Here is a 23,956-nt window from a genome sequence, read left to right as displayed (position 1 = left end):
GCTGAGTCCCGCAGCGCGAGCTCTACACGAACAGGAGGTCGAATGTCGATCATTCAGACCCATAGCTTGACCGTCACTCAGGCATTTCAGTCCTACTTCTACCGGGTACCGGAGTATCAGCGTGAGTATGTGTGGACTGCGGACGAGGCTGTCCAACTTCTTGACGACATCAACGAGAGTATCGGCGACGACGGCAAGCAGTATTTCGTGGGAACCGTGCTCGTCGCCCCAGACGATTCCAATGAGCAAACCGATGAGTTGGATTTGATCGATGGCCAGCAGAGGACGACGACCTTCTACTTGATCTTGTGCGCCTTGCGTCGTCGATTTCTGCAGCGTCCTCAACAGCCGGCGATCGAGGCGCTACTGGCAACGAGCTACACGGACTTCGAGGGCAACACGATTTCCCGCCGTCGGCTCGAGCCGTGTTACGAGAATGCGACTGAGTTGATCGATTTTCTTCGCCAGTTCAGCGGAGAAGACGCAGAGCTTTCCGACGCGCTCGCCGTGAGAGGACTGGCGCGCTTCGGTTCCTCCCGGCGAATCGCAGATGTTTTCGTCGCTGTTTCGGCCTATTTACAGCGCAATTTCCCCAGCGACGCGGACCTCGGCCGGTTCTGGGGACACTTCGCGAACAGGGTCATCTTCATCCAGATCCAGACTGACGTCAGCAGTGCGCTGAAGATCTTCGAGACGATCAACGAACGGGGCATCGGGCTCAACCCCATGGACCTCTTGAAGAACCTGCTGTTCTCGAAGGTGAGTTCAAAGGAGTTCGGCAAACTAAAAGACAAGTGGTCGGGTGTCACCACGCCCCTCGAGAAGGACAAGCAGAAACCTCTTCGCTTCCTGCGGTACTTCATCATGGCGAACTACGAGGTGAGGGATTCAAAGGGAAAGAACATCCTGCGCGAGGACGACATCTACTCTTGGCTCACGGAGAAGCGCAATGCCGCCGCGACGGGATACGTATCGGATCCCTTTCGCTTTGTCGACGAGTTACGCACAAATGTGGACCGGTACATCGCCTTCCTGCGCAATCGTGACCCGTACGACGACCCATCCATTGCCCTCGCAAACCTTCGTTACCTCACAGGGACGGCATTCAGCCAGCACCATGTTCTGTTACTGGCAGCCGCGCCATGCCGGCCGGCGGTCTTCGGGCATCTCGTCGCCGAGATCGAGAACTTTCTCTTCTACTATCTGTTCACCTCGTCCAACACGCGAGAACTCGAATCCCTCTTCTCGTCGTGGTCTGCCGAGCTTCGCGCCATCGCGCGAGTGCCCGATGAGGCAGCACAACGGATCGCGCTGAACGAGTTTGTCGAGATGCGATTTCAGTCCTCTATGACCGCCAGACACGATGAGCTCAGAGATGCATTGCGTCGCTTTCGGCTCGGAGGTATGCAGCAGTATCGGTCTCGGTATCTGTTGGCGCGCATCGCGCAGTATGTCGATATGGCGTTCGCCGGAGTGAAGACTCGCGGCTCACTCGACCCGTACACCAAACTGGAGATCGAGCACATCCTGCCTCAGAGTCCGAGCGATGATCTACGCGTGTCGTGGACTAATGCTGGCACGCACGAGTACTCGAGCTACGTTAACAGGCTGGGAAACCTCACGTTGCTCGAGAAGCCGCACAATATTGTGGCGAGCAACAATTTCTTCGACGCCAAGACCGAACTGTATTCAAAAAGCGGCAATTACATGACTCGCAGCATTTCAGGCCTGAGTGACGTCGGTAAGAATACCTCCGTTACCGAGATCAACAGGTACCTGGGGCAATTCGACGGCTGGGATGCCGCGGCCATCGATCGCCGAACGGATCTGTTGATCGACCTTGCTCTGCACATCTGGAAGACAAGGCCCGTCGATTGAAGCCCCCACTTGATATCTCGGTTGACATGGCTCCTGCGGGTTGCGTGATCTGATGGGCGCACTACTCCCCACCCTGCAGGCCACACACCTACGCGAAGGCCTGACCGACTATCTGGCAACCACGTTCGCGCTGACCGACCCCGACGCGCAGGCGGTGCTCACCGACTTCATCGGTGATCCCGCCAACGGGATGTTCAAGGGACCGTACGTGCGGCTGCGGCTGCCGTTCGCCCCAGCCGGCGATGGCTGGCGCGACCATCTGGATTGGTGGCCGGACGACTTCACCCCATACGGCCACCAGGCGCGGGCATTCGAGCGGCTCTCCACTCACCACCAAGAACGGCCGCAGCCCACCTTGGTCACCACCGGCACCGGGTCGGGCAAGACCGAGGCCTTCCTGTACCCGATCCTCGATCATGTGTTGCGCGCCAAGAAGTCCGGCATCACCGGGATGAAGGCGTTGATCCTGTATCCGATGAATGCGCTGGCCAACGATCAGGCCGAGCGGCTCGCCAAGCTGATCTCCGGCGACCCCGCCCTGGCTGCGGTCACGGCGGGCCTGTACACCGGTGAGCAGGGTGGCGGCGGGCGTACCCGGGTCTCGGCCGACGGACTGATCACCGACCGCGCCCTGATGCACGATTCGCCACCCGACATCCTGCTCACCAACTACAAGATGCTCGACCACATGCTGTTGCACCCGGGCCGTGCTGACATGTGGCGGCTATCCGCCGAATCGTTGCAATACCTGGTGCTCGACGAATTCCACACCTACGACGGCGCACAGGGCACCGACGTCGCCATGCTGCTGCGTCGGCTCGGCCTCACCCTCAAAGCCCACTGGACCGCCACGTCACGGGTCACCGACGAGGACCGCGTTCGCCCGCTCGGCAAGGTGACCCCGGTTGCCACATCAGCGACCCTGGGTTCGCGCGCCGCCCCGACCGCCATGCTCGACTTCGCCTACACCGTGTTTGGGGAACCGTTCGGTGCCGACGCGGTCATCGAGGAAACCCGGCTGAGCCCCGGCGAATGGCGCAAAGCCCGGTTCGGCAGCCACGACCATGCTTGGAAGCCGATCGAACCGGCGCTGCCCGACGCGCTCGACCGGATCACCGCCCTCGATCGAGGCGACGGCGACAACCATGCCGTCGCCGCAGCGGTATTCGCCGAGCTCTTCGAGACGATGTTCCAATTTGATCGCTTTGCGAAGCCCACCCAGTCTGAACTTTTCGAGCAGCCCGTCCAATCTGACCTCTTTGAGAAGTCAGGACATGCAGGTGATCCCGCCACCGCGTCGGACCTGGACGCCGAGGAGATGCTCGATCAGCTCAAGCGGCATCGCTTCATCCAGGCGGTGTTGGAGAACGCCGTCGACGCGGTGTCGCTGCCAGACCTGGCCGAGCAGGTGTTTCCGGCGGTGCCCGTCGATCGCGATGCCGTCCGCACCCGCGACATCCGTATTCGGTTCCTGGAGTTCGTCGTTGCGATGCTCTCGCACGTCCGGGCGGAGACCGGCCGGGCGGCGCTCGGGGTCGATGTGCACCTGTGGATCCGGGAACTCAGCCGCGTCGACCGCGCCGTGCGGGCTGCCACCGAATACCGCTGGTCCGACGACGGGACCTCTGTCGACGAGGAGCTGTATCTGCCCGCGGTCTACTGCCGGCACTGCGGACGGTCGGGCTGGGGTGCACGGCTGGCACCGACCGGAAGCGCCCTCGACGTCACCGACGAGGCGATCCGCGCCGACCATGCCGCCGGTGCCTCCCGATTCCGTGCGCTCCTCTCGGCGCCCGCCGAAGCGCAGGTCGCCGACAAGGTCCACGGTCTGCGGTGGTTCCACCTGGACCAGCGTGAACTCCTCGACACCACACCCGACCCGCAGAGCCCCGCTGTTGTCGACGGCCGGGTGCTGCCGGTGCTCACCCTGATCGGACCGGACGCCGACGAGCAATCCAAGAACGACATGTGCCCGGCGTGTGGTGCCGTCGACGGAATCCGGTTCCTCGGCAGCGCGGTGGCCACACAGCTGTCGGTGACCCTGTCGAACCTGTTCGGCGACAAGCACCTCGACGCCGCCGAGAAGAAGGCGTTGATGTTCACCGACAGCGTGCAGGATGCCGCGCACCGCGCCGGGTTCGTGCAGGCACGCTCGCACAGCCTGAGCCTGCGCACGGCGCTGCGCGGAGCGCTGGGTGACGCCGAGCTCGACCTGGACGAGCTCGCCCGAGCCGTCATCGACCGTGCCGGCAACGATCCGATGCTGCGCTACCAACTGCTGCCCCCCGACATCGTGGACCGCGACGAGTTCGTGGCGTTCTGGAAGCCCGATGTGCACCCGAACTCGCGGCGGGCCGCGGAGAACAAGGCCAAGCGCCGGCTGCGGTTCGACGTCGACCTCGAATTCGGTCTGCAGTCCCGCACCGGCCGCACCCTGGAGCTCACCGGCAGCGTCGTCGCCGAGGTCTACCTCGGGGCGGCGCACAAGGCGCCGATCATCGGGAGGCGTGCCCTCGACAAGGCCGACCCCGCCCAGTTCCCGCTGACCGGGGTGTCCGATACCGCGGCGGCCCAGTGGGTGCGGGGGACGGTCGAGCGGATGCGCACCCGCGGCGGCATTCACCACGACTGGCTGCGGCCCTACCTGGAGAAGAACGCCAACCGGTACCACGTGTGGGGTGGGCGACCACGTGGCCAGGGCATGCCCGCCTTCCCGAAAGGTCGCCCCGCTCCGGCCTTCCCGGCCCTCAAGTCCGGAACCGGTGCCCTGCCAGAGGGATTCGACCCGATCACAGCCCCGTCCTCCTGGTACGCGCAATGGACGTCTCGATGCCTGGATGTCAGCCCCCACGACGGCACCTTCCTGGCCAAGGCGCTGTTCGCCGAACTCGCCGAGCAGATGTTGCTGTCTACTGTCACCACCGAGACCGGCTCCACCGTCTACGGATTGTCGCCGGCCAGCGTCCAGGTCAGCGCTCCCACGCTGGAAGCGCTCCTCGACGAGCGGCACTTACTGGCCTGTGACATCTGCCAAACCCCGGTGCCGGGCAGTGCCACCACCGTCGACGAACTCGACGGGGCACCCTGCACGTTGATCCGCTGCCCCGGGCGGCTGCGTCGTAGTGCGAAGGCCGACAACTTCTACCGGCGTCTCTACGACTCCACGGAGATGAAACGCGTTGTCGCGCGGGAACACACCGGCCTGCTGCCGACCAAGACCCGCCTCGAATACGAGACTGCCTTCAAACGCGGCGGCACCGACCCGCAAGCACCCAACGTGCTCGTCGCGACCCCGACCCTGGAGATGGGCATCGACATCGGTGACCTGTCCGCCGTCATGCTCGGATCGCTGCCCCGATCGGTGTCGTCCTACCTGCAGCGTGTCGGGCGCGCGGGCCGGCTCACCGGAAACTCATTGGTGCTGGCCTACGTTCGCGGCCGTGGCGAACACCTGCCCAAACTGTTCGAGCCGCTGTCGGTGATCCAGGGGGATGTGCGCCCGCCGGCGACGTTCCTGAGTGCCGAGGAGATCCTGCAGCGCCAGTACATAGCGCACATCGTCGACCAGTTCGCCCGTGACCCGCAGCTGGTGGCGCCCAAGGATGCGCGATCGGTGCTCGGCGACAATGTGGCGGACAGCTGGCTGGAACGGTTGATGGACACGGCTGCCACCGACGCCGAGGCGCTACTGGACCGCTTCCTGGCCCAGTTCGGGGAGCATCTCAGCCCGGACGCCGTCGCCGCCCTGCGATCCTGGGCGAGCGCACCACCTCAGGGCGGTCCCAGTGGCCTTACCCAGCGCCTCATGGCCGCGGCCCACCAATGGCAACTTGATCTCAAGGAACTCACCGAACGCCAGGCGACCGTCGAGGCGGACTTGCCCGAGTTCGAACGCCGGGCCACCTCCCCGGCCGCCACCGACGACGACCGCCGGGCCTTCAAGATCGCCAAGGGATCACGGAAACTGCTTGGCGCCCAGATCACTTCACTGACCCGCGACTACTGGATCTCGGTGCTCGAACGGTACGGCGTACTGCCCAACTACACACTGCTCGACGACGCGGTGACCCTTGATGTCGGCGTTACCTGGATTGATCCGGACAGCAACGACTACATGGGCGAGCAACTCAGCTACCAACGAGGCTCCCGTGTGGCACTCACCGAACTCGCACCCGGCGCCACCTTTTACGCCCAAGGCCTCGCGGTCACCATCGACGCGGTTGACCTGGGCACCGGTGAATCCAACATCCACGCCTGGCAGGTCTGCCCGCAGTGCGGGTGGGTCCGCAGCAGCTCGTCCGCGGGACCCGAACCCGTGTCGAGCTGCCCACGCTGCCACAGCACGGGCATCGCCGACGTGAGCCAGCACCTGCCGGTCGTCGAAATGACCCGGGTGTCGGCGGAAGTGCGCCGGGATGAGGCCACCATCAACGACCTGCGCGACAACCGCGCACAGGAACCGTTCATCGTGGTGACCGCCGCCGACGTCGACCCCACCCAGGTCGGCCGCACCTGGTTTCGCTCCAGTTCGTCGTTCGGTGCGGAATACCTGCGGCGCTTGGATATTCGCTGGATCAACCTCGGCGGACGGGCGTCCAAGGGCAAGACCCGGATGATCGCCGGGCAGGAATCGACCAGCGGCCTGTTCCGGGTCTGCGCGTCATGCGGGCAACTCGACCGGGAGGCCGGCCGCAACAGTCGATACGAGCACCGCACCTGGTGTCGCTTGCGGGGCTCGGCCGCCGAGGACGTCCGCGACATCGCGCTCGCGCGACGACTAAGGACGCAGGGCGTGCTCCTGCACCTGCCACCGCAGATGGAGTACGACAACTTCGCCCATCCCAGCCTGGCCGCCGCGATCCTGCTCGGCCTGCGCGAGGTGATCGGCGGATCACCCGAGCATCTCGACGTCGCCACCATCAGCGATGCGCTGTGGGCGCCCGACCGGCGCGCGCTCCTGATCCACGACACGGTTCCCGGCGGGACCGGATACCTCGCCGAATTCGCCGACCACACCAAGGTTTTTGCAGTGTTGGCGGCCGCCCGGCAGATCTTGCGGGAATGCCCCTGTCGGGACGAGGATCGGCTGGCCTGCCATCGCTGCCTGCTGCCGTTCGCTGCGCCTTACGAGATGGACAAGGTGTCACGGCTGACCGCATTGAATCTGCTCGACGGCATCCTCGAGATCGGCGTCCACGGCACACCCGACCTGGATGCCTGGACCGCCGAGGTAGCCGAGCAGGCACCGCCCAGCACGCCGCTCAGTGACGAGTCGTTCCTGGAACGCGACTTCTACTGCTCGTTCATCGAGCGGCTCAAGTTGATGGGTGCGGCCGTCGTGGAGAAGCCGGGCACCTACGGTCCGGCGGCCACCATCACCCTGCAGGGCAGCAAGGCGCGGAAATGGTCACTGCGACCGCAGGTTTCGCTGGACTTCGTGAAACCCGACTTTGTGTTGCAGACCGCCGACCCGGACATCCCACGCATCGCGATCTTCGCCGACGGTCGCGCATTTCACGCGGGAACCGGAGACCGCAACCGCGTCGCCGACGACGCCGACAAACGTGCCGCATTGCGGGCCGCGGGCTATCTGGTGTGGTCCTTCGGTCATGAGGATCTGCAGCGCTTCAAATCTGGGGAGTCGATCGAGCCAGCTTGGTTCGATCAGAAGGCCGCAAACTTCGTCACCAGCAAGTTTCACGTGCAACCTGGTTTGGTGAGACTGCAGGCCAAAGATCCCGTATCGCAGCTGCTGGAGTTCGTGGTCACTCCCGACATCGACGCTTGGCGACACTTCAGCAAGTGGATGCCGTACTTGTTCGTCCGCAGTGACAACCGTGTGAAGTCCGATGCTGACGAGGTCACCGCGGCGGCGTTGGCAACGCTCGACGGATCGTCGCCGTTCGAAGCGACCGGGCCTGACATGTGCTGGGCGTATGCCGACGGAAGCGTCACCGTCACCGCCGGCGTCCGCACCACGTCCGACCCGCCACAGGCCGTGCTCGCCGTCGATGACCGAGACGAGCGGTTGGAAGACCTGGGCGGGAAGGCGTGGAAGAAATGGCTGCGGCTGTCGAACTGGTTGGGGATCAGCGACCCCGGCCGGGTCAGCACCCGCACCCTGCTGGCATCGGCCCCGGTGTCCGGGCCTGCGGAGGCAGGAGAGCCCGAGCTGCCTGCGGAATGGCAGCTCCTGTTCGACGAGGCCGTGTCCGACGCAGAACGCGAACTCATCCGGGCCTTGGCTGCCGCAGGTGCTGCGGCACCCGAGCTGGGTTACGAGACGACGAATGGCGATGTGCTGGACATGGCCTGGGCCGGCGGCCGGGTCGCTGTGGTGTTCGATCAGGGTGAGCCCGTGGACGGATGGACGCTTTGCCCGCCCGATGTCGACGAGATTGTCGAGGCTTTGAAATTGAATGGAGTGGTGTAGGTGGCGAATCTGGTTATCGCATCGAACAGCAAGGGCATGTCCAAGCTGGACGGTTCCGTCAAGAACAAGGTGTACGACTTCTTCGAGAAGCTCGCCGCCGACGACACCCAACCTTCTCTGCACATCGAGCCGCTGCATGTGGCCATCGATCCCCGGGTGCGGACGGGTCGCGTCGACCTGCACTATCGCGCGGTGCTGTTCCGGGTGGACGACAAGTCCAGCGGGCCGACGTACATCTACATGGGCACCTGGGGACACGACGACGCGATCAAACTCGCAGAGAAGGCGACCCTTCGGGTCAACCCCATCAACGGCACGCTAGAAGGCCTGATCGGAGAGTCCGCGCCCGCGGAGGCGGTGCCGGATTCGGCCATCGTGGAACCGGTTTCGAAACCTGAGCTGTCCTACCTTGCCGGGGTCGGCTACAAGTTCGCCGACCTCACGGAGGGGTTGGGCATCAACCCGGTGCTCGCGGCCAAGGCGATGGAGGCACCGGATGAGTCGGCGCTGTTGGAAGCGGCGGCCGAAGGGCTCGAATGGGAGGGCAGTGCCCTGCTGGAACTCGCCACCGGTCTTGCGATCGAGACGATCCGGGAGAACCACGGATTCGCCAAAGAGCCGCTGGACAAATCCCTCGACGAGAACCAGCAGATCATCGCTGCGCTGGAGCGTCCGGCCTCGAAGATGCAGTTCGCGTTCATCGAAGACAACGACGAGCTGCGTCGAGTCATCGAAGGTGGTGATTTCGCCGCGTGGCGTACCTTCCTGCATCCCGAACAACGCAAGTACGTCGAGTCGGATTTCTCTGGGGCATTCCGTCTTTCAGGTGGCGCCGGTACGGGTAAGACCGTCGTCGCGATCCATCGGGCACGTCGCCTCGCCCGTGACAACCCGGCCGCCAGGATCGTCCTGACCACTTTCAACGCCACTCTCGCCCAGGGGCTCAAGACCGACCTCAAGGCCCTCGACCCCGGCTTGCGTATCGCCGACAAGCCCGGAGATCCCGGAGTGTACGTCGGTGGTATCGATGCGCTCGGTCGAGATGTGCTGCACCGGTCTGGAGACGCTGCGGCAGCGGCTTGTGAGCGAGTGTTCGGTCACGCTACCGAGTTCAGTTCCAAGCGAACGTCATCCGATGCGGTGTGGCGAGAGGTTGCGCAGTCCGTCGACTCGGGGCTCGACGCGAAACTGGCCACCCCCGCATTTCTGGAGAGCGAATACGTGGCCGTGATTCTCGCGAATCGCATCACCACGCTGGAGCAGTACGCGAAGGTCGCGCGACCCGGTCGGGGAGTGCGCCTCAGCCGTCCGCAACGCATCGCCGTCTGGAAGCTCGTCGAGGCGTTTCGTCGACAGAGCCAGATGGACGAAACCATCAGTTTTCCGGAAGTCCTTGCACTGGCCGCCGAGGCGCTGTGCGTTCGTGCGGAACGTGACGGCACCTACCTCGCTGACCATGTCCTCATCGACGAGGCACAGGACCTGCATGCCACGCACTGGGCATTGTTGCGGGCGTTGGTGGCCGAGGGGTCGAATGACCTCTTCATCGCCGAGGATTCGCACCAGCGGATCTACGGAAGCCCGGTTGTGTTGAGCCGCTTCGGGATCAAGATTGTCGGCCGCTCCCGCCGGCTGACGCTGAATTATCGGACCACCGCGCAGAACCTCCACTTCGCTGTGAGCGTGCTCTCTGGCGCGGAATATCGCGATCTCGAACAGGGCGAGGAATCGACGAGTGACTACCGGTCCGCGCGGAACGGCCCTGCACCGGAGCTGATTTCATGTGCTGATCTGTCTGCCGAGTTGGAGGCAGTGGCAACGAAGGTCAAGTCGTGGTTGGCGGAGGAGGGCGTGGAGCCGGAGAGCATCGCGGTGCTCACCCGCAGCCAGGACGAACGCGATCGCTTCGTTCGCGGGCTTGGCGAGCGCAATGTCACAGCGCGCGCCGTCGACAAGAACGCCCCGACACCGGGCCAGCCACTCGTGATGACGATGCACCGTGCGAAGGGGATGGAATTCTCCCGGGTCGTTCTCGTAGGCGCCGACGAAAAGCACGTGCCGTTGCCTGCGACGTTGCGCAACGTGCCGGATGAGGAACGAGCGGAAGCGCTGTTGCGGGAGCGTTCGCTGCTCTATGTCGCCAGTAGTCGTGCGCGGGACGCGCTTGTCGTGACGTGGAGCGGGAAGCGGTCTGAGTTGTTGGGGGCGCCGGGGACTGCGGCATCGTGAGCCGCAATGGCAGACGGAGGCTATCGCATCTGGAATTGAATCTGATTTTGCAGCAATGGTTTATCTGGACCAGATCGTCGGTACTGCCGTCCGTTGGGCAGCATCTGAACAACTCGACTGGAAGCGTAGGGCGATTGCCGTGGTGAAGCTGCTGTACCTGCATGGAATCGGTGAGCGTGGACCGGGCCGGGCCTGGTTGGCCGCGTTGAACGAATCCCTCGTTGCGGCGGACTTTCCTGCGCTCTCGGACACCCAGGTGATTGCACCGAATTACTACTCGCTGTTGATGACTGACGGAATCAAGGCGAAAGCCCCCAAACCGACCTACAAGCACCCGAAGGGTGCGACCGAGCTGAGTGTGAGGCTGGACTACGAGGCCAGGCAGGCTGAGGTGGAGCGAATGCTGCAGGAGAACCAGGTAGCACAAGCCTTCGGCTTCCATCGCATGAGCTGGACGGTCGCTGGTCCCGTGCAACGGCAAGGTGTGCGCTACGGTCGGGGATTCAAATTGGACCAAGTAGGCCGATATGTGCGCGGTGAGGGAAATCGAGCGGCGATCCTGCAGAGAATTCTTGATGACCTGAACAGCTATGAATTGGACGAGATCGTTCTGGTAGGCCACAGCCTGGGCTCGGTGATCGCAATCGACCTGCTCGCACATCTTCCATCACAACTCCGTGTGCGCCGATTCGTAACCATTGGCAGTCCTGCCGCCAACAGAGTTTTGCGCGAGGCGGCCGAGTTGATCGGCCGAGACTTCCCCTACCCACGAGTGGGGGACTGGTCCAATCTGTTCAGCGTGCGCGACGGGGTCACAGCTGGCCGCGGCATCGGATCGTTTTTTCCCGCTGCCCAGGACTTCGAAATCGGCATCACGAAGACCTTGGGGCATGCGGCGAGTCAGTACTTGAGCGATCCAGCGCTTGGGCTTCTGGTGGGAGACGGGCTGTACCCGCGCCAGCGCTTATCGTCCGCGGCAATGACGACCGAAGTCGAGGCCCGTATCACAGACGCCGATGCTGACATGCTGCTCAGACTGCACTTCGGACGGCTAATTGCTGAGGCCCTCGACCCTAAGACTGCCAAGCGGTACCGGGCTGCGCTAAATCTCACTCAGGGCGACTGGGCTGCGGCTCACATCAGTGAATCGGGTGTTTGTGCGATGGCCGAGATACCCGCGCTGCCCAAAGGGCGATGGGGAATCACTGATGCGGTAGCCATTCTGGCGCAGCTTGCCGCCGAATCGATGGTCGCCCCCTACGAGATTGATGTCCAGGACACGGATCTGGATGCCCTGCCTGCCCTGGCCGTCGCGATGGGTCTGTCTCGCAGCGCTGGTGAGAAGGTCGCCAAAGCGGTGCGCCGGATTGACCAGCAGGTGGGCAGATCTGGTCGTCGGCGATGGTGGGCCGTGGCAGGAATCGGCGCTGCTCTGGCGCTGGCCGGACCGGCAGTGGTGGTGGCCGGGCCAGCTGCGGTGGCAGCCGCATCCGTCGCCGGTGGCGCTGCCGCGATCGGTGCGGTGCGTGCGATGGGTGATGAACCCAGCACCGATGAGGCGCTGGCGGCATTACGACACGCTGTGACGGTCGCCTATGCAAGCAAACTTCTCGATCTGCCGGTTGGCTGCACGGTTTGGCGGGACTTGACAACCGTCGAAACGCAGATCGCGGCTCGCTTGAATCGACTGAAACCGTTGAGTGACAGCAAGGCGCCTTCGATCCGACAGCTTTCGGAGGCACAGGACACGGTCAAGAAGCTGATCGACTTCGTACTAGCTGAGGAATTGGTGGTGGAGGACGGCACAGATGAACGGTCAGGCGACCCCGACGCTCCTGGAGAGTAATCCATGGCGGATGACGAGCAGGTTCCCACCGCGTCTATGCGCAGCGCGCCGGACGAGGAACCAAGGGCCCTGTTGCGGGTGACGCCGCCAAAGTCCGGCGCGGGATTCGCTCGTGGTGTCGTGGAGTGGGAAGCGGAGTGAGCTGTTGGGCGCGGCGAGTAAGGCCGAATGAGTTGATGACAGTAGTGATGTGATGGCGTCCAAGGTGGTCGACGCTGGCATCTTTGACGGCGATGGTTTCGTGGCGAACGCTGCCGGGCGTCCGGTGCGATTGATGCCCAGTGGCGTGGCCGGGATTGTCTACAACGGGTGGGTCTACCCAGCCGTTATCAGGTGCAGAAACCCGATGATTACGGCAGCGCATCCTTCACTGAGCGCGGCGGAAGCGGTACGACGAACGACATTCGAAATGATGGTTCGGCCAACCTTTTTCAGCGGATAGTGCGCTGGTTCGGGTCGTAACGCCTGGGTAGTTCTCGACGAGGCTCTCAACACCAGGCATTTGGCAGGCTGAATGTAGCCAGTTAATACCTCGGTGTCGCAATGATTCTCGAGAGGGGATGTGAGTCCCCCAAGCGGTTCCTCAGCTAGCAGTTGTCGAATTGCCAAGCGCCGTCGATGAACGTCCACGTCCTCGGGTCCATGGAGCTTGCGGGTGTGTTCGGGTCGTTGTCGATTGAGACCACCTGAGCAGATGAGCCGGTCACTTTCACCGTGACGCCGGAGTATTGCGGGTTGCGACCTTTCAGCCACTCGTTGAGGAAAGCTTTGTAACTGTCGAGATCGCCCAGCTTCTTCTTGCACCTCTGTGAGTAGAACTCGTAGGCCGCAGCTGCGTTCCCTTGCGATGCGACCAGATCGAGTTCATGCGCCCGGATCTCTAGAGCTTCTTTGGAATTCGGTGCTGGCAGATTTGTCGTTGGTTCGGAGGAGAACGCGGCCTCATAGACCTTGGCTGCCGAAGCCGGAAGTTCGCCGCTCACTCTTAGCAACAACCTGCCCCTTAACGTCGTCCATTCCGTGCCCAGGATCGGCACGGAGGAATGAATCTGTTGGAGGTAGTCGGCCCTGCGGCGAGCCGTGGTCTCATCGGGCCATTGCTCGATCGTCGCTCCGCAACTGGCACCGGGAGAACCCGTATCGCAGTCGGCGCGGGAATCGATCAATACCGTCGCCGCCGAATAGCCGTTCGGTCTACCGAGCAGGTGGTTGGCGTCAGTGTCTTCATTCAGGTCAATGATGCTCGTAACCTGAGGGACTGCGGCCTGGATCGCTGTAGCGGCGGCGTGCGCGTCCGCCGGTTTGGGGCCTACCGCGATGTTCTCGACTGTTACTCCCGATTGCTGAACACGGTCGACGTCGGCGGTGTGCCATGGCCGCCAGGCGAGCAGCCCACCGACAACGATGACGCCTGTCATAACAGTGGCGACGAGAAGCTTGGTCCAGTGTTTCTTCGGATCACGAGCTGGCTGCTCCACGGACAGACCGTTGAGCGCAGGATTCACGACGGGCCTCGGTGCAGCGATTGTGGGGTCCACCGGTCCTGAGCCTCCCGGCGAATCGATGTGATCAGCGAGTGCTTCGGCAAAGTCAACGCAGCGGAGGAATCGGTCGCGGGCCCGTTTCGCCAGGCCCATTTGCAGTATGGGGTCAAGATTCGCGAGTTCTGGGCGCTTTTCGGCCAGGCTGGGCGGAGCGGTGTTGATCTGATCATTGATGACGACTGCGGCGTTGGAGCTTGGGTACAGGTGCGATCCCGTGAGTAGGTGATACGCGGTTGCGGCCAGAGAGTACTGGTCGGCCTGGTTGCCGACACCCTCACCTAACAACTGTTCGGGGGCGCTATAGGCGAAGGTTCCCACCGTCATATTTGTGGCGGTAAGGCCGTTAGCTTCGGTCAGCGACCGCGCAATGCCAAAGTCGGCGAGGTATGCGTGGCGCCTTCCGTTGCGATCGGGGTGACTGAGAAGGATGTTGGCGGGCTTGACATCCCGATGCAGCAGGTCCTGGTCGTGCGCGTAATCCAGTGCGCTGGCGATCGCGCGGATGATGGCTGATGCCACGTCGGCTGGCATACCGGCTGGATACGATTCATGCAACAACTGTGCAGCATCGGTTCCATCCACGTACTGGGATGCAATCCAGAGTTGACCATCGAACTCGCCTCTGTCGTGCACGGTGACGATGTTGGGGTGCGTCAGTTTGGCCGCGAGGTCGGCCTCCCGAATGAAACGCTGTCGGAAGTCGTCGTCCATCGATGCCTCGGTGTGCAGCATCTTGAGTGCATCTGGTCGAGGCAGGCGTGGGTGTTGGGCGAGGTAAACCTCTCCCATTCCACCGGCGCCAAGGAGTCGCAAGATCGTGTATCCAGCGACGTTGTCACCAATTGCTAGCGGCATCCGCGCATGCTAGCCAGAGCAGCTCCCATCGCACTGAATGGGGGGTCTGCTGTACGCGCGTGGGTGACACTTCGGGCCACCAGGTGCTGGCCGGCGGCCGCTAAGTTCCGTGATCGTTTAGCCGATGTCCTCAGTCGCAATTGGCACAGATTCCGGTCAGGGACAACTCCATGCCGCAGCGGCAGAAGCTTGCTTGCCGCTTGACATCACGAGCGCGGTCCTCACGACCGTGGTACACGCGGTTGGTCGGGTGCTCGACGTACCATGTCTTCTTCTGGGAGTTGCTCCTGCCGCGGCCGGCCCCATTGCCCGCCGCACGGATCACCTCTTGTTCGGAGACGAACCCGGTCGTGTAGCCGAAATAGATGTGAAGGTCGGGAGGGCCGTCGCGGCGGATGGCCCTGATGTATCCCTTGTCTGACCGCGGTACTGCCCGGAATTCGGCGATGCCTATCGCGTTCACGATCCGACGGATGAAGTTGTGGTTCTCCACGGGGATTCGCACGTCCGTCAACGCTTTGAGGAGCGAATCTGGCGATCGGTCTGCTCTGGTCATCGTCACTCCAAGTTGCACAATGCGAACGTGGTCACCGGCTGATGCCGATGTAGCAGGTTTCCGGTACTCGGACCGTATTCGTACATGCCGACGGAGCTGCTGCTGTTTGTCTGACAGCCCCAGGGCGTCGTTCACGCAGTGAAATCATGGCGTCCCCGCTTGTCCGGTGCTACATACCAGCCCAACGATGCCATGAACCGCTTCGCGCACCGTGCTCAATGCCGACTCGGAAAGGGCGCCATGCAACGCGTCCACCAACCCGGCCACGTCGAGCCCGGCACCGCGGATGTGCGCACCGGCCACACCCGCCTGCGGCTTGATCCGCAGCGCAGGTCCGCTCACCGGGGTCGTAGAGGCATAGAGGACACCGGCGTTGCGTGTCGATTCGGTCGACCCGAGCGCGTAGGCGTAGGTGAAGAGCTGATAGATATCGCCGGTGCCGAACTTTTTGTCCTCGTAAAGCTTGTACTTGATGTCGACGGGGACCTTTCGGCCCGACCGGGTGTCGACGACGACGAGATCAGGTCGGATGGTGGTGTAGGTGCCACCAGTGCTCTCGTCGACGACAACCGCGCCGAAGCTCTGCTGAGCGCTCACCTGTAGCGGACTGCCGGCCAGGGCTTGCGAGACGAGGCGTGTGACGAATCGTTCGAAGACGGCATTCATATCGAGCATGAAGGCGGTGATGCCTTGGTGGCTGGTGCTGTGCAAGTCGTTGAGCGCCAGCCCTTGTAACACCATGACGGCCAGCTCGTGCGCGGCTCGGTACCGAGAGTTGCGGCGGTCATAGTGAATTCGGCGGGTGTACCACTCGGGATCATGGGTGGGAGGTTCGCATGTTCCGGCAAGCACTCCGACGAGCCCGCGGGTGTCGGCCCTCAGCGCATCGTCGGTGACGCGGGTTGCCGATGCGGAAAGCGCCGCTGCGAGCAGCTGGTTTTCCGGTATGTCGCCGTCGTATTCGTCGAACTGACACTCCAATCGGTGCAGCGTGCCGTATCGGCGCAGAAACTGATCGCGCATGCGCAGGCGGCCGCGTAGCACCGTGAGGGCATCCTCGGTGGGTCGGTAGTCACGGATGAGCCCGTCCCGGATCAGCTCCTTGGTTTCCTGGACCAGGGCCATGACGATGAGCTGAAACAGGTCGGTGCCGTCGGCCGGCAGACGCTGATCGGGCGGCAGATGCGACAGCAGCCGGATCCCGTTGGCGTATTCGACCATTCGCAGCACCCGCAAGGATCCACCGACCAGCTTTGGTACGACGCGGATCTGCACCTCGGAAAATTGCACCACGCCGACCCACGATGAGGCCTTGACTTCCACCTGCCCGTCGGCCAGCCAGCGCACATCCAGCCGTGCGCTTCCGGCCGAGAGCTTCTCGGCCATCTTCAGATCCGCAGGCGTTGGCTTGCCCGAAGGTTCACACTTCGTCTGGTACTCAGCGAGCTCGACGGTCTGGCGCATGGTCACACGGACGCGCTGCCGTACTTGTTCGCCAGCTCGACGCACAGCCCATCCGGATCGTTGGCGAGCTCGGCGATCTGTTCGGCCTGTGTATCAACCACGCCGCCCAGGAGGTCGCCGAGGGCCTGGTAATCCTCGTACAGGTACTCCTGGAGGAGTGGGATCAGCTCGTAGCGGATGATGGCTGCGAAATCCTCAGGGGTGTCGATGATGTCACCGTCTTGGTAGAACATCGCGTGGCCGATCTGCTTGTCGCGGCCGAAGCGCTTGCGAATTTCGTCGTTCAGGCCGCCCAAGAACGCATCGAGCGCCAGGGTACCCACCGAGCGTCCTTCCAGAAGTTCGACGTCGGGGAGCAGTTCGATGAACTGGAAGCGTCGGCGCAGTGCGGTATCCAAGAGGTGGACGCTGCGGTCGGCGGTGTTCATGGTGCCGACGATCAGAACATTCGGAGGTACCGAGAAGCTGTCACCGCTTTGCGGCAGTTGAACGGTCAGGCTCCGCTTGTCCTTCTCGATAAGCGTGATCAGTTCCCCGAAGATCTTGGGGATGTTGCCGCGGTTGATCTCATCGATCAAAACGATGTAGGTGTTGTCCGGATCGGCGTGGGCGGTTTCGCAGACCCGTTTGAAGATCCCGTCGGTCAAAACGAGCTGCATGGCGCCGTCGTCGGACTGCTGGGGTCGGAAGCCCTCGACGAAATCCTCATAGGCGTAGGACGGATGGAACGTGATTCGGGTTAGTCGGGCCGACTTGCCGGGGCCGGTCGGTTCGGCCAACGCTTGTTCACGGACAGCGAGCGCATCGGTGTCGCCGAGTATCTCGTTGGCCTGTGCGTTCGCGCTGCCGCCGTCCAGTAACCAGGCCGCGGCACGACGAGCAATGTAGGTCTTACCGGTCCCCGGAGGCCCGTACAGGATCGCCTGGCCACGCCGACTCAGCGCGGATTCGAGTTCGAGCAGCTTCGCGTCGGCCTCAACGGGTTTGGGGATTGACCCCCGCCCCAGGAGCTTTCGCTGCAGCTCGGCCGACACCTTCGAGACCGTCGTTGTTGCCCAAGCCTTTACCTGGTCGATCGGTCCGCCACGCGAGATGTCCCAGTCCACACCGACCGTGTGCTTGTATTCCGCGCGTTCAGGGTGCCAGATGTAGCCGACGTCGTTGACGGTCCCGACACCGAGCATGTATTCAGTGCCTCGGTTGGCGATGACTGTGTCGCCGGGCTGAAGTTCCCTCAGCGTCCAGAGTTCGTTGGCTTTCCGGCTGACTTGTTGCTCGACCCTGTTGTACGGATAGTGCTCCCGGAAGGCATCACGAAACTCATCCTTGCCGCCAAACTGGGCGAGATCACCAACCGCATCCCAGCCGACACAGATGAAGTTGTTGTCGAGGCAGTCCTGCCAGAACTTTCCTTGCTCGCCTGGGGCGATCTTCACGACGCGCTTCGAGGGGCGGGGGTTATGCCAGTGGTACAGAAAGATGCCGAGTTCCCGATTGGACAGATCGGCGAGTTCCGGGATCGTTCGCAGCGTGTTGAGCAGCTGCCGGTTGGCCCGGATAACCGAGGTGGCCGGCTTTTCGCCCAATGCCCGCAGGTAGTGTTCGATGTGGTCATTGGATGAGACCGCGATGAGGTCCATTGGGTAGTACATGCACAGCAGCTTGGCCCGCAGGGCAGGGGCGGCGTAGAGGGACTTGACGTCGTCGGCGTCGTCGAACTTGTCCTCGGCGGCGAGACTCAGCATCTGTACGAACCCCGCCCGGATCGCTTCCCACGCCTGGCCGACCGACTCGTACTCATTCGGGAAATACCACGGCCCCGCGGTGGTTCGGTAGATGAGGTGCTTGTACGCCGAGCCGCCCTTCATGCTGGGGATCAGCCCGTCTTTGAACTCCAACCAGTAGGACACGACGTCCTGATTGTTTTGTCCGAGTGCGAAATCCGCGAGCGGAAGCTCGGCCCATGCGGTTGTGGGAAACCGCTGGACGAACTGGGTTCGTAGTTGCTCAGACTTGGCGAGTTTGGCCGCTGCCGCGGTGCGATCCCATGACTTGAGCGCCTCGACGATGTCGTGCCGGGTGTTGCTGTCAACCATGTCTGTTCCGCCGTTCTGATGATGGACACTTCGGAACGGTGTCCTCACGAGTCTGTGTCGTCACTTCCTGAGCTACCGGCTTCGCGGCAGGCATTCCACTGAAACTTCCTGCCCCTCGCGCCAGACCAGCACCTGAACCTTGCGGTTGGCAACCCGGCGACGCAATGCCCGCAGTAGTTCGTTCTGGCTGTGCACCGGCCGATCGCCGATCGCGAGCAGCACATCACCCCGCAGTAGTGGACCTGCCGCCTTCTCGCTGACCGACGTCACCACCAACGCCTCGCCTGCGGCGCCGCCGTCGACTTTCCGCACTGCCACGCCGATGCCCAGTGATGCCCGTTGGATGCTGCCGTGTGACAAGAGCTCGGGCACGATATCGGCGACTGTCTCTGCCGGAATGGCGAATCCGATGCCGTCGGCCTCCGAGACGCCCGCGGTGTTCACGCCGATCACACAGCCGTCGACGTCGACCAGCGGCCCGCCGGAGTTGCCAGGATTGATCGCGCAGTCAGTCTGGATGACATCGAAGATGGCGCTGAGGTCAGGTGTGGGGAGGCTGCGCTTGAGGCCACTGACGATGCCGATGCTGATGCTCGCCGGGAACTCGCCGAGTGGGCTGCCGACGGCCAGGCAGAGCTCACCGAGCCGGGCGGGCCGCTCCGCAAGTCGTAGCGGGGCGATGGCGGTGCGGTCGACCCGCAACACCGCCAGGTCGGTCAGCGGGTCGCGGCCCACCACGAGTGCGCGGGTCGCCGGCTCCTCGGGGAACCGCACTTCGATCGGATCGACCAGATCTTCGACGACGTGGTTGTTGGTGACCAGATGTTCGTCGTCGTACAACCAGGCCGAGCCGCTCGGTTGATCGAAGTCGCGCGTCAGACCCGTGACTGTGGCGGTGGACGCCGCGACTCGTGCGGCCAGCTCGGCGATTTCGTCGCTGAACTGGCGGAGCAGCCTAGACATTGAACTCGTCAGCGTTGTCATCGAGCATCGTGGTGCCGCCAAACCTCTTCTGCAACAACGAGTCGAAGTGGTCGGCGGCCTCGGCTACCAACTCGATCGCCAGCATGAGTTCATCTGAGGACAAGGTGCCGATGACCGGGAGAGCCGCGGTCAGGATGATCTGCTTCTCATCGGCATCCACGATGGCCTTGGCCATCGCCACCTGCATGTTGATCGAATTGACCGCCTCGTAGACCTCTGGCGACATCGTGAAGCCCTCAAGAAGAGGCGCGAAAATCTCGAGAAACGGTGACTCCGGTTCGCTGTGTCGGACGAACACCACCGCACTCCCGTAAGGAATCGGTATATCGCCATCGTCATCTCGCTGAACCTTGAAGCCGAGTGCATCCTTGAGAGTCCGGTCCAGCCACCCGTCGAGATCGTCGGTGACGGTGGCCTCCGGACCGTCGCCGAGGCCGACAGCACCGGCGACTCGCTGTAGGAAGGACGGCTCGTCGTTGCGTCCGGCCCGAAATGTGGTCACGTTGTGCATCCTTGCTTCATTGGCCCGCTCACTTGTCCGCCGAGGTCACGGTTTCGACGGCGCGTTATCGCCACGATTCTTGAGCTTGTCCGCACTCACTTTCGCCACCGCGGCGGACCACTTGGTAGCTTGCCCCGCAGTGAATTTCGCTGCTTTCCGCACCGAGTCGCGGGTGGTGGTAGCCGAGGCATTCCTGGTATCGGCGCGGGGTGCCTGGACACCGTTGAGGTCGTTCAGGATCTGGTCGGAGACCTGCTTGGCTTCGTCGTACCCGGCAGCGACGGCGTCGATCCTGTCCTCCACGTCGCCGTGCGACAGGTCCAGGGTTGCATCGGCCCGCATGCTGACCTCTTCGAGGCGGGTACGTGCCCGCTCTCGCCGGTCGCTGGCCGCGGCTTCAGCAGCTTCCTTCTCATGCTCGGCGGCGCGCCGGCGCTCAGGCTCGGTGATGCGTTCCGATAGGTTGTCGGCAGTTCTGGCGCTGCGCTTGAATGTCGCTTCGACGGTGGCCAATTCGTCTTTGATCGCACCTATCTGCTCGTTGACGTTCTCGATCAGCGCCTGGTCGGCTGCCTTGGCGTCAGGGCGGAGGTCGCGGATTCCGGCGGAGAGCTCAGAGCTGAGGATGGCACGTTCGGCCGCGGCGTACACGACCTGATCAAGGCTGAGGTCACCGAACATGTCTTGTTGGTGGGCTGCGCCGGAGCGCACTGACCGTGCTGAACGGTAGATCCGCCGCATCGTCGACTTTATCTGTCGGGGAGCATCTGCGTAATCCTCCTCGCAGATGACGTAGCGGCAGGCGCGGCGGCGTTGTTCTGCCACCACCCAGAGCCACCCGGCGGCAACGACCCCGGCCACGACGGCGACCAAGACGCAGACGACCACAAGGATGATCGCTACCGGCCCCAGCCAGGCGAACAACGCAACGGCGACGAGGGCCACGGCGGCAGCGAGGCCGCACGCTACCCACTGCAGCCAGCGCACGAGGTCCTTGCCCGGATCCACCATGTCGGGGCGGGTTGCCCGATGCCGTAGCTGTCGGACGAGCCGAAACAACTGGTAACCGCCGACGCCGACGGCGGCCAGCGAAGCCGCAGTTTCGACGGACGATCGTTCTGCCATGCGGAGCATCGTCTCATCGCACACCGACAACCCGATGGCGAATGGCCTCCGGGAAGTCAAGACGATTCGTCTGTGTCGGTGGTCTCTGTCATCCTGTCCGGCTCGAGCGAGCGCACTCGGCATCGCCGATTGCAAGCGGAATGACCGATAGGAGGCAAGGCGAATGACTGGTGATTCTGGAGGTCGTCGCAAGAAGGCCGTCGAACTCGACGACGACCTGTTGGAGCGCATCACCGAGGCCCTCAAGGGCAGCGATGTCGTCGAGACGTTGAGTAACAAGCGCACCAATTGGATGACGTCATTCGACCGTACGGGCGTGTGGGTGGAGACGGAGCGGTCGCGGGCGCGCGCATCAGGACCTCAGTTGGTACCGGCATGGATGATCGTCGGGGCCCGGGAACAGTTGTGTAAGAACGGGACTCTCAGTCATATCGAGCTGCTCAACTACCTGAACGTCAAGCGGTCGGCATTCGTGTGTGCGCTGCTCGCCCAGTTCCCTGATGTCGTGGTGGTGCAAGACCGTCCGACAGTCCTGGAACGGATCACCCACCCAGAACCTCGTGATCGATGAGGTCCGGGAGAGCGCCGGCCCGGCCAGCCACGGGAGCGTTTTGGCCCAGTCAATTCAATGACAGCAGAGCGTCGCATCGACGAGTATCTGGAGGTACCTGGTGAGCAGCAACAAGAGTTCCTCGGGCGCGGGCGGCGTCATTTTCTTCGTCATCGTGGTCATCGCGCTGGTGCCGAAGCCGGTGTGGATCGTCCTCGGCGTCGTCGCCGTGGTCAGTGTCGTGGGCTGGGCCGGCTACAAGATCGTCGTTGCGCTTGAGCAACGCAGCTACGAGGCGCAGGAACGGAAGCGCACCGAGCAGGCGGCGCTGGCGGCCAACGCCAAACATCAACGCGAAGAACGGGTCCGCAAGGAGAAGCAACGGCGTATCGACACGCTCGGCAAGCAGAATGCCGCGCTTGTTGAATCCGCGTTGAGCGCGGTGAAGCAGGTGACCGCATCCGAAGCCGCTCGCGCCGGATGGCTGGGCGACGTCGACTTCAGCGCCGACGTCAAGGCGATCACCGACAACTTCGAGAAGGCGCATGCACTGCGTGGCGTCATCGGAAAGTTGTCGGCCTTGGACAAGCCGAGCGCAGAGGACCGCAAGATCCTCGCGGAGGCCAAGACCACCGCCGCGAACCTGGAAGTCGTTGCGACAGAACGGGTGGAGCTCATCGGCAAATGCGCGAAGGAAGCCCAGCTCATCGACAAGTCGCTCCGCACCGAACGCGAGGACGCCCGGGTCGCCGAGCGGCGCGCCGAGCTGCAGGCGAAGTTGAGCGCCATGCTGTACGGCATCGAGGCGACCCCGGAAACCACACAGCAGGATTCGGCGGTCGATGCGGTGATGGCCCGCGTGCAGGCCTATCGGGAGATCAAGAACCAGATTCAGCAGGCCCGTGACGGGGGAGCCGCCACGTAATGATCTAGGGTGGCCCGTTTCGGGACCAGCGGTGGGTCGTCGAGCTCAAAGCTACGGGCCACACAGCACCAATCTATGCCGCAACGGCTGCATCAGCGCAGACACCGACAGCCTCGTCAGACCAACGAGCCCAGACCGCCCACCGCGTCGATGGCTCTCCGGAATCGGGCCAGCTGGTCAATGAGCCAGTCGATCATCGCCGACCACTGCTCGACATTAGTCACGTCATCGAACGGCGAGGACACGTAGATTGCGGCTGACTTCAAGCCCGGTTTCTCGTCCCACTTGGCCGACTCCCCGAGCGCAAGCTCGAACTGTTCCTTCTTGTCCCGCAACGCCAGAAAGCGGGACAGATTGAGCTCAGCAGCACCGTTGAAATACAGCTGCAGGCGGAGACCGTCACTCGCGAAGGTGATCGCGAAGACGACACCCCCAGTGCCGGTTGACAAATCGTAGAAATTGTCCCGGCTAGAGGTTTTACGGTTGGTCCAGGTGGGATGGCGATCAGTGAGAGTGTTGAGGAACGATTCCCAGAAGTTCCAGTAATGCTGAGATTTCTCGCTTGTTCCGGCCGTTGCGGTGGCGGCCTTGACTTGTTTTCCCCAGTCGTTAGGTTGGGCTGCCAGCACAAAATTGGGTGCCGGGTCGGAATCACCAATCTTGACGACGACGATCTCGACCCCGAAGAAACGGGTGTCGGGATCGGTGTGCTCGTTGAGCCAATCCAGCGCGGCTCGATGTTCGGAGCGAAATCGGGTAGCGACCCACACGATGGTCTTGGGATCCGTGCCGGCGGCATAGGTGAGAATCTGGCCGAGGTGGCCGTGGTCGGAGGCCTCCAGCTGGTTCTCGACGATGACTACGCTGTCGTCGGAGAGGTCGCGGCCGATCAGATCCAGCGAGAAATCGCCGACTGGATGCTCGGCGACTTCGAGCTCGAGGTCCATCCCGAGAAGATCTCCGAGCACA

15 protein-coding genes are annotated in these 23,956 nt (G+C 63.1%); 7 read left to right on the top strand and 8 right to left on the bottom strand.

All coding sequences use genetic code 11. The annotated features are described in order from the left end of the window. The first annotated feature begins 42 nt into the window (after positions 1-42). From AC4ELH_RS17700 to AC4ELH_RS17680, 5 genes are read left to right on the top strand one after another with little or no spacing between them, the layout of a single operon-like run. Complete coding sequence (locus AC4ELH_RS17700; RefSeq protein ID WP_498885681.1) at positions 43-1,878, top strand: DUF262 domain-containing protein; 1,836 nt, start codon at positions 43-45, stop codon at positions 1,876-1,878. 52 nt (positions 1,879-1,930) lie between these two features. After that, positions 1,931-8,311: a DEAD/DEAH box helicase gene (locus AC4ELH_RS17695; protein WP_498885679.1), complete on the top strand. Its 6,381-nt coding sequence runs from the start codon at positions 1,931-1,933 to the stop codon at positions 8,309-8,311. Then, positions 8,312-10,540, top strand: a complete 2,229-nt coding sequence (locus tag AC4ELH_RS17690; RefSeq protein WP_498885677.1) for a 3'-5' exonuclease — start codon at positions 8,312-8,314, stop codon at positions 10,538-10,540. A 55-nt stretch (positions 10,541-10,595) separates the two neighbouring features. Beyond that, positions 10,596-12,386 (top strand): esterase/lipase family protein, encoded by a 1,791-nt coding sequence (locus AC4ELH_RS17685; protein ID WP_498885675.1) that lies wholly within the window; start codon positions 10,596-10,598, stop codon positions 12,384-12,386. Between the two features lie 3 nt (positions 12,387-12,389). Then, entirely contained in the window at positions 12,390-12,527 is a 138-nt protein-coding gene (locus AC4ELH_RS17680) for a hypothetical protein (protein ID WP_498885673.1), read from the top strand. A 446-nt stretch (positions 12,528-12,973) separates the two neighbouring features. On the opposite strand, the gene AC4ELH_RS17675 is transcribed toward AC4ELH_RS17680, so the two are convergent. The 7 genes from AC4ELH_RS17675 to AC4ELH_RS17645 all read right to left on the bottom strand — a co-directional run bounded on the left by AC4ELH_RS17675 (position 12,974) and on the right by AC4ELH_RS17645 (position 21,512). Beyond that, a complete protein-coding gene (locus tag AC4ELH_RS17675) occupies positions 12,974-14,785 on the bottom strand; it encodes a serine/threonine-protein kinase (RefSeq protein ID WP_498885672.1) in 1,812 nt (603 codons plus the stop codon). A 130-nt stretch (positions 14,786-14,915) separates the two neighbouring features. After that, positions 14,916-15,476, bottom strand: coding sequence for a hypothetical protein (locus tag AC4ELH_RS17670; protein WP_498885671.1), 561 nt, complete (start codon positions 15,474-15,476; stop codon positions 14,916-14,918). A gap of 9 nt (positions 15,477-15,485) precedes the next feature. Then, positions 15,486-16,805, bottom strand: coding sequence for an McrC family protein (locus AC4ELH_RS17665; protein WP_498886195.1), 1,320 nt, complete (start codon positions 16,803-16,805; stop codon positions 15,486-15,488). 2 nt (positions 16,806-16,807) lie between these two features. Next, a complete protein-coding gene (locus AC4ELH_RS17660; protein WP_498885670.1) occupies positions 16,808-18,901 on the bottom strand; it encodes an McrB family protein in 2,094 nt (697 codons plus the stop codon). 72 nt (positions 18,902-18,973) lie between these two features. Beyond that, positions 18,974-19,864 carry a S1C family serine protease gene (locus AC4ELH_RS17655; RefSeq protein WP_498885669.1) on the bottom strand — a complete coding sequence of 297 codons (891 nt, stop codon included), beginning with the start codon at positions 19,862-19,864 and terminating at the stop codon, positions 18,974-18,976. After that, on the bottom strand, positions 19,857-20,387 hold the full coding sequence (locus AC4ELH_RS17650) for a T3SS (YopN, CesT) and YbjN peptide-binding chaperone 1 (RefSeq protein WP_498885668.1): 531 nt from the start codon (positions 20,385-20,387) through the stop codon (positions 19,857-19,859). The genes AC4ELH_RS17655 and AC4ELH_RS17650 overlap by 8 nt, the downstream gene beginning before the upstream one ends. A 45-nt stretch (positions 20,388-20,432) precedes the next feature. Continuing rightward, the gene (locus AC4ELH_RS17645; protein ID WP_498885667.1) at positions 20,433-21,512 is read right to left on the bottom strand and encodes a hypothetical protein; all 1,080 of its coding nucleotides are present in this window, start codon (positions 21,510-21,512) and stop codon (positions 20,433-20,435) included. A 163-nt stretch (positions 21,513-21,675) separates the two neighbouring features. On the opposite strand from AC4ELH_RS17645, the gene AC4ELH_RS17640 reads away from it, so the two are divergent. Next, complete coding sequence (locus tag AC4ELH_RS17640) at positions 21,676-22,083, top strand: hypothetical protein (protein ID WP_498885666.1); 408 nt, start codon at positions 21,676-21,678, stop codon at positions 22,081-22,083. A gap of 100 nt (positions 22,084-22,183) precedes the next feature. After that, complete coding sequence (locus AC4ELH_RS17635) at positions 22,184-22,987, top strand: hypothetical protein (protein ID WP_498885665.1); 804 nt, start codon at positions 22,184-22,186, stop codon at positions 22,985-22,987. Positions 22,988-23,103: 116 nt separating this feature from the next. On the opposite strand, the gene AC4ELH_RS17630 is transcribed toward AC4ELH_RS17635, so the two are convergent. Further along, positions 23,104-23,934: a DUF4268 domain-containing protein gene (locus AC4ELH_RS17630; RefSeq protein WP_498885664.1), complete on the bottom strand. Its 831-nt coding sequence runs from the start codon at positions 23,932-23,934 to the stop codon at positions 23,104-23,106. Positions 23,935-23,956: the final 22 nt, after the last annotated feature.

Source organism: Mycobacterium shunyiense, from assembly GCF_058270075.1.
Note: the sequence above shows the minus strand (reverse complement) of the source record. Positions and strands in the feature narration are given on the sequence as shown.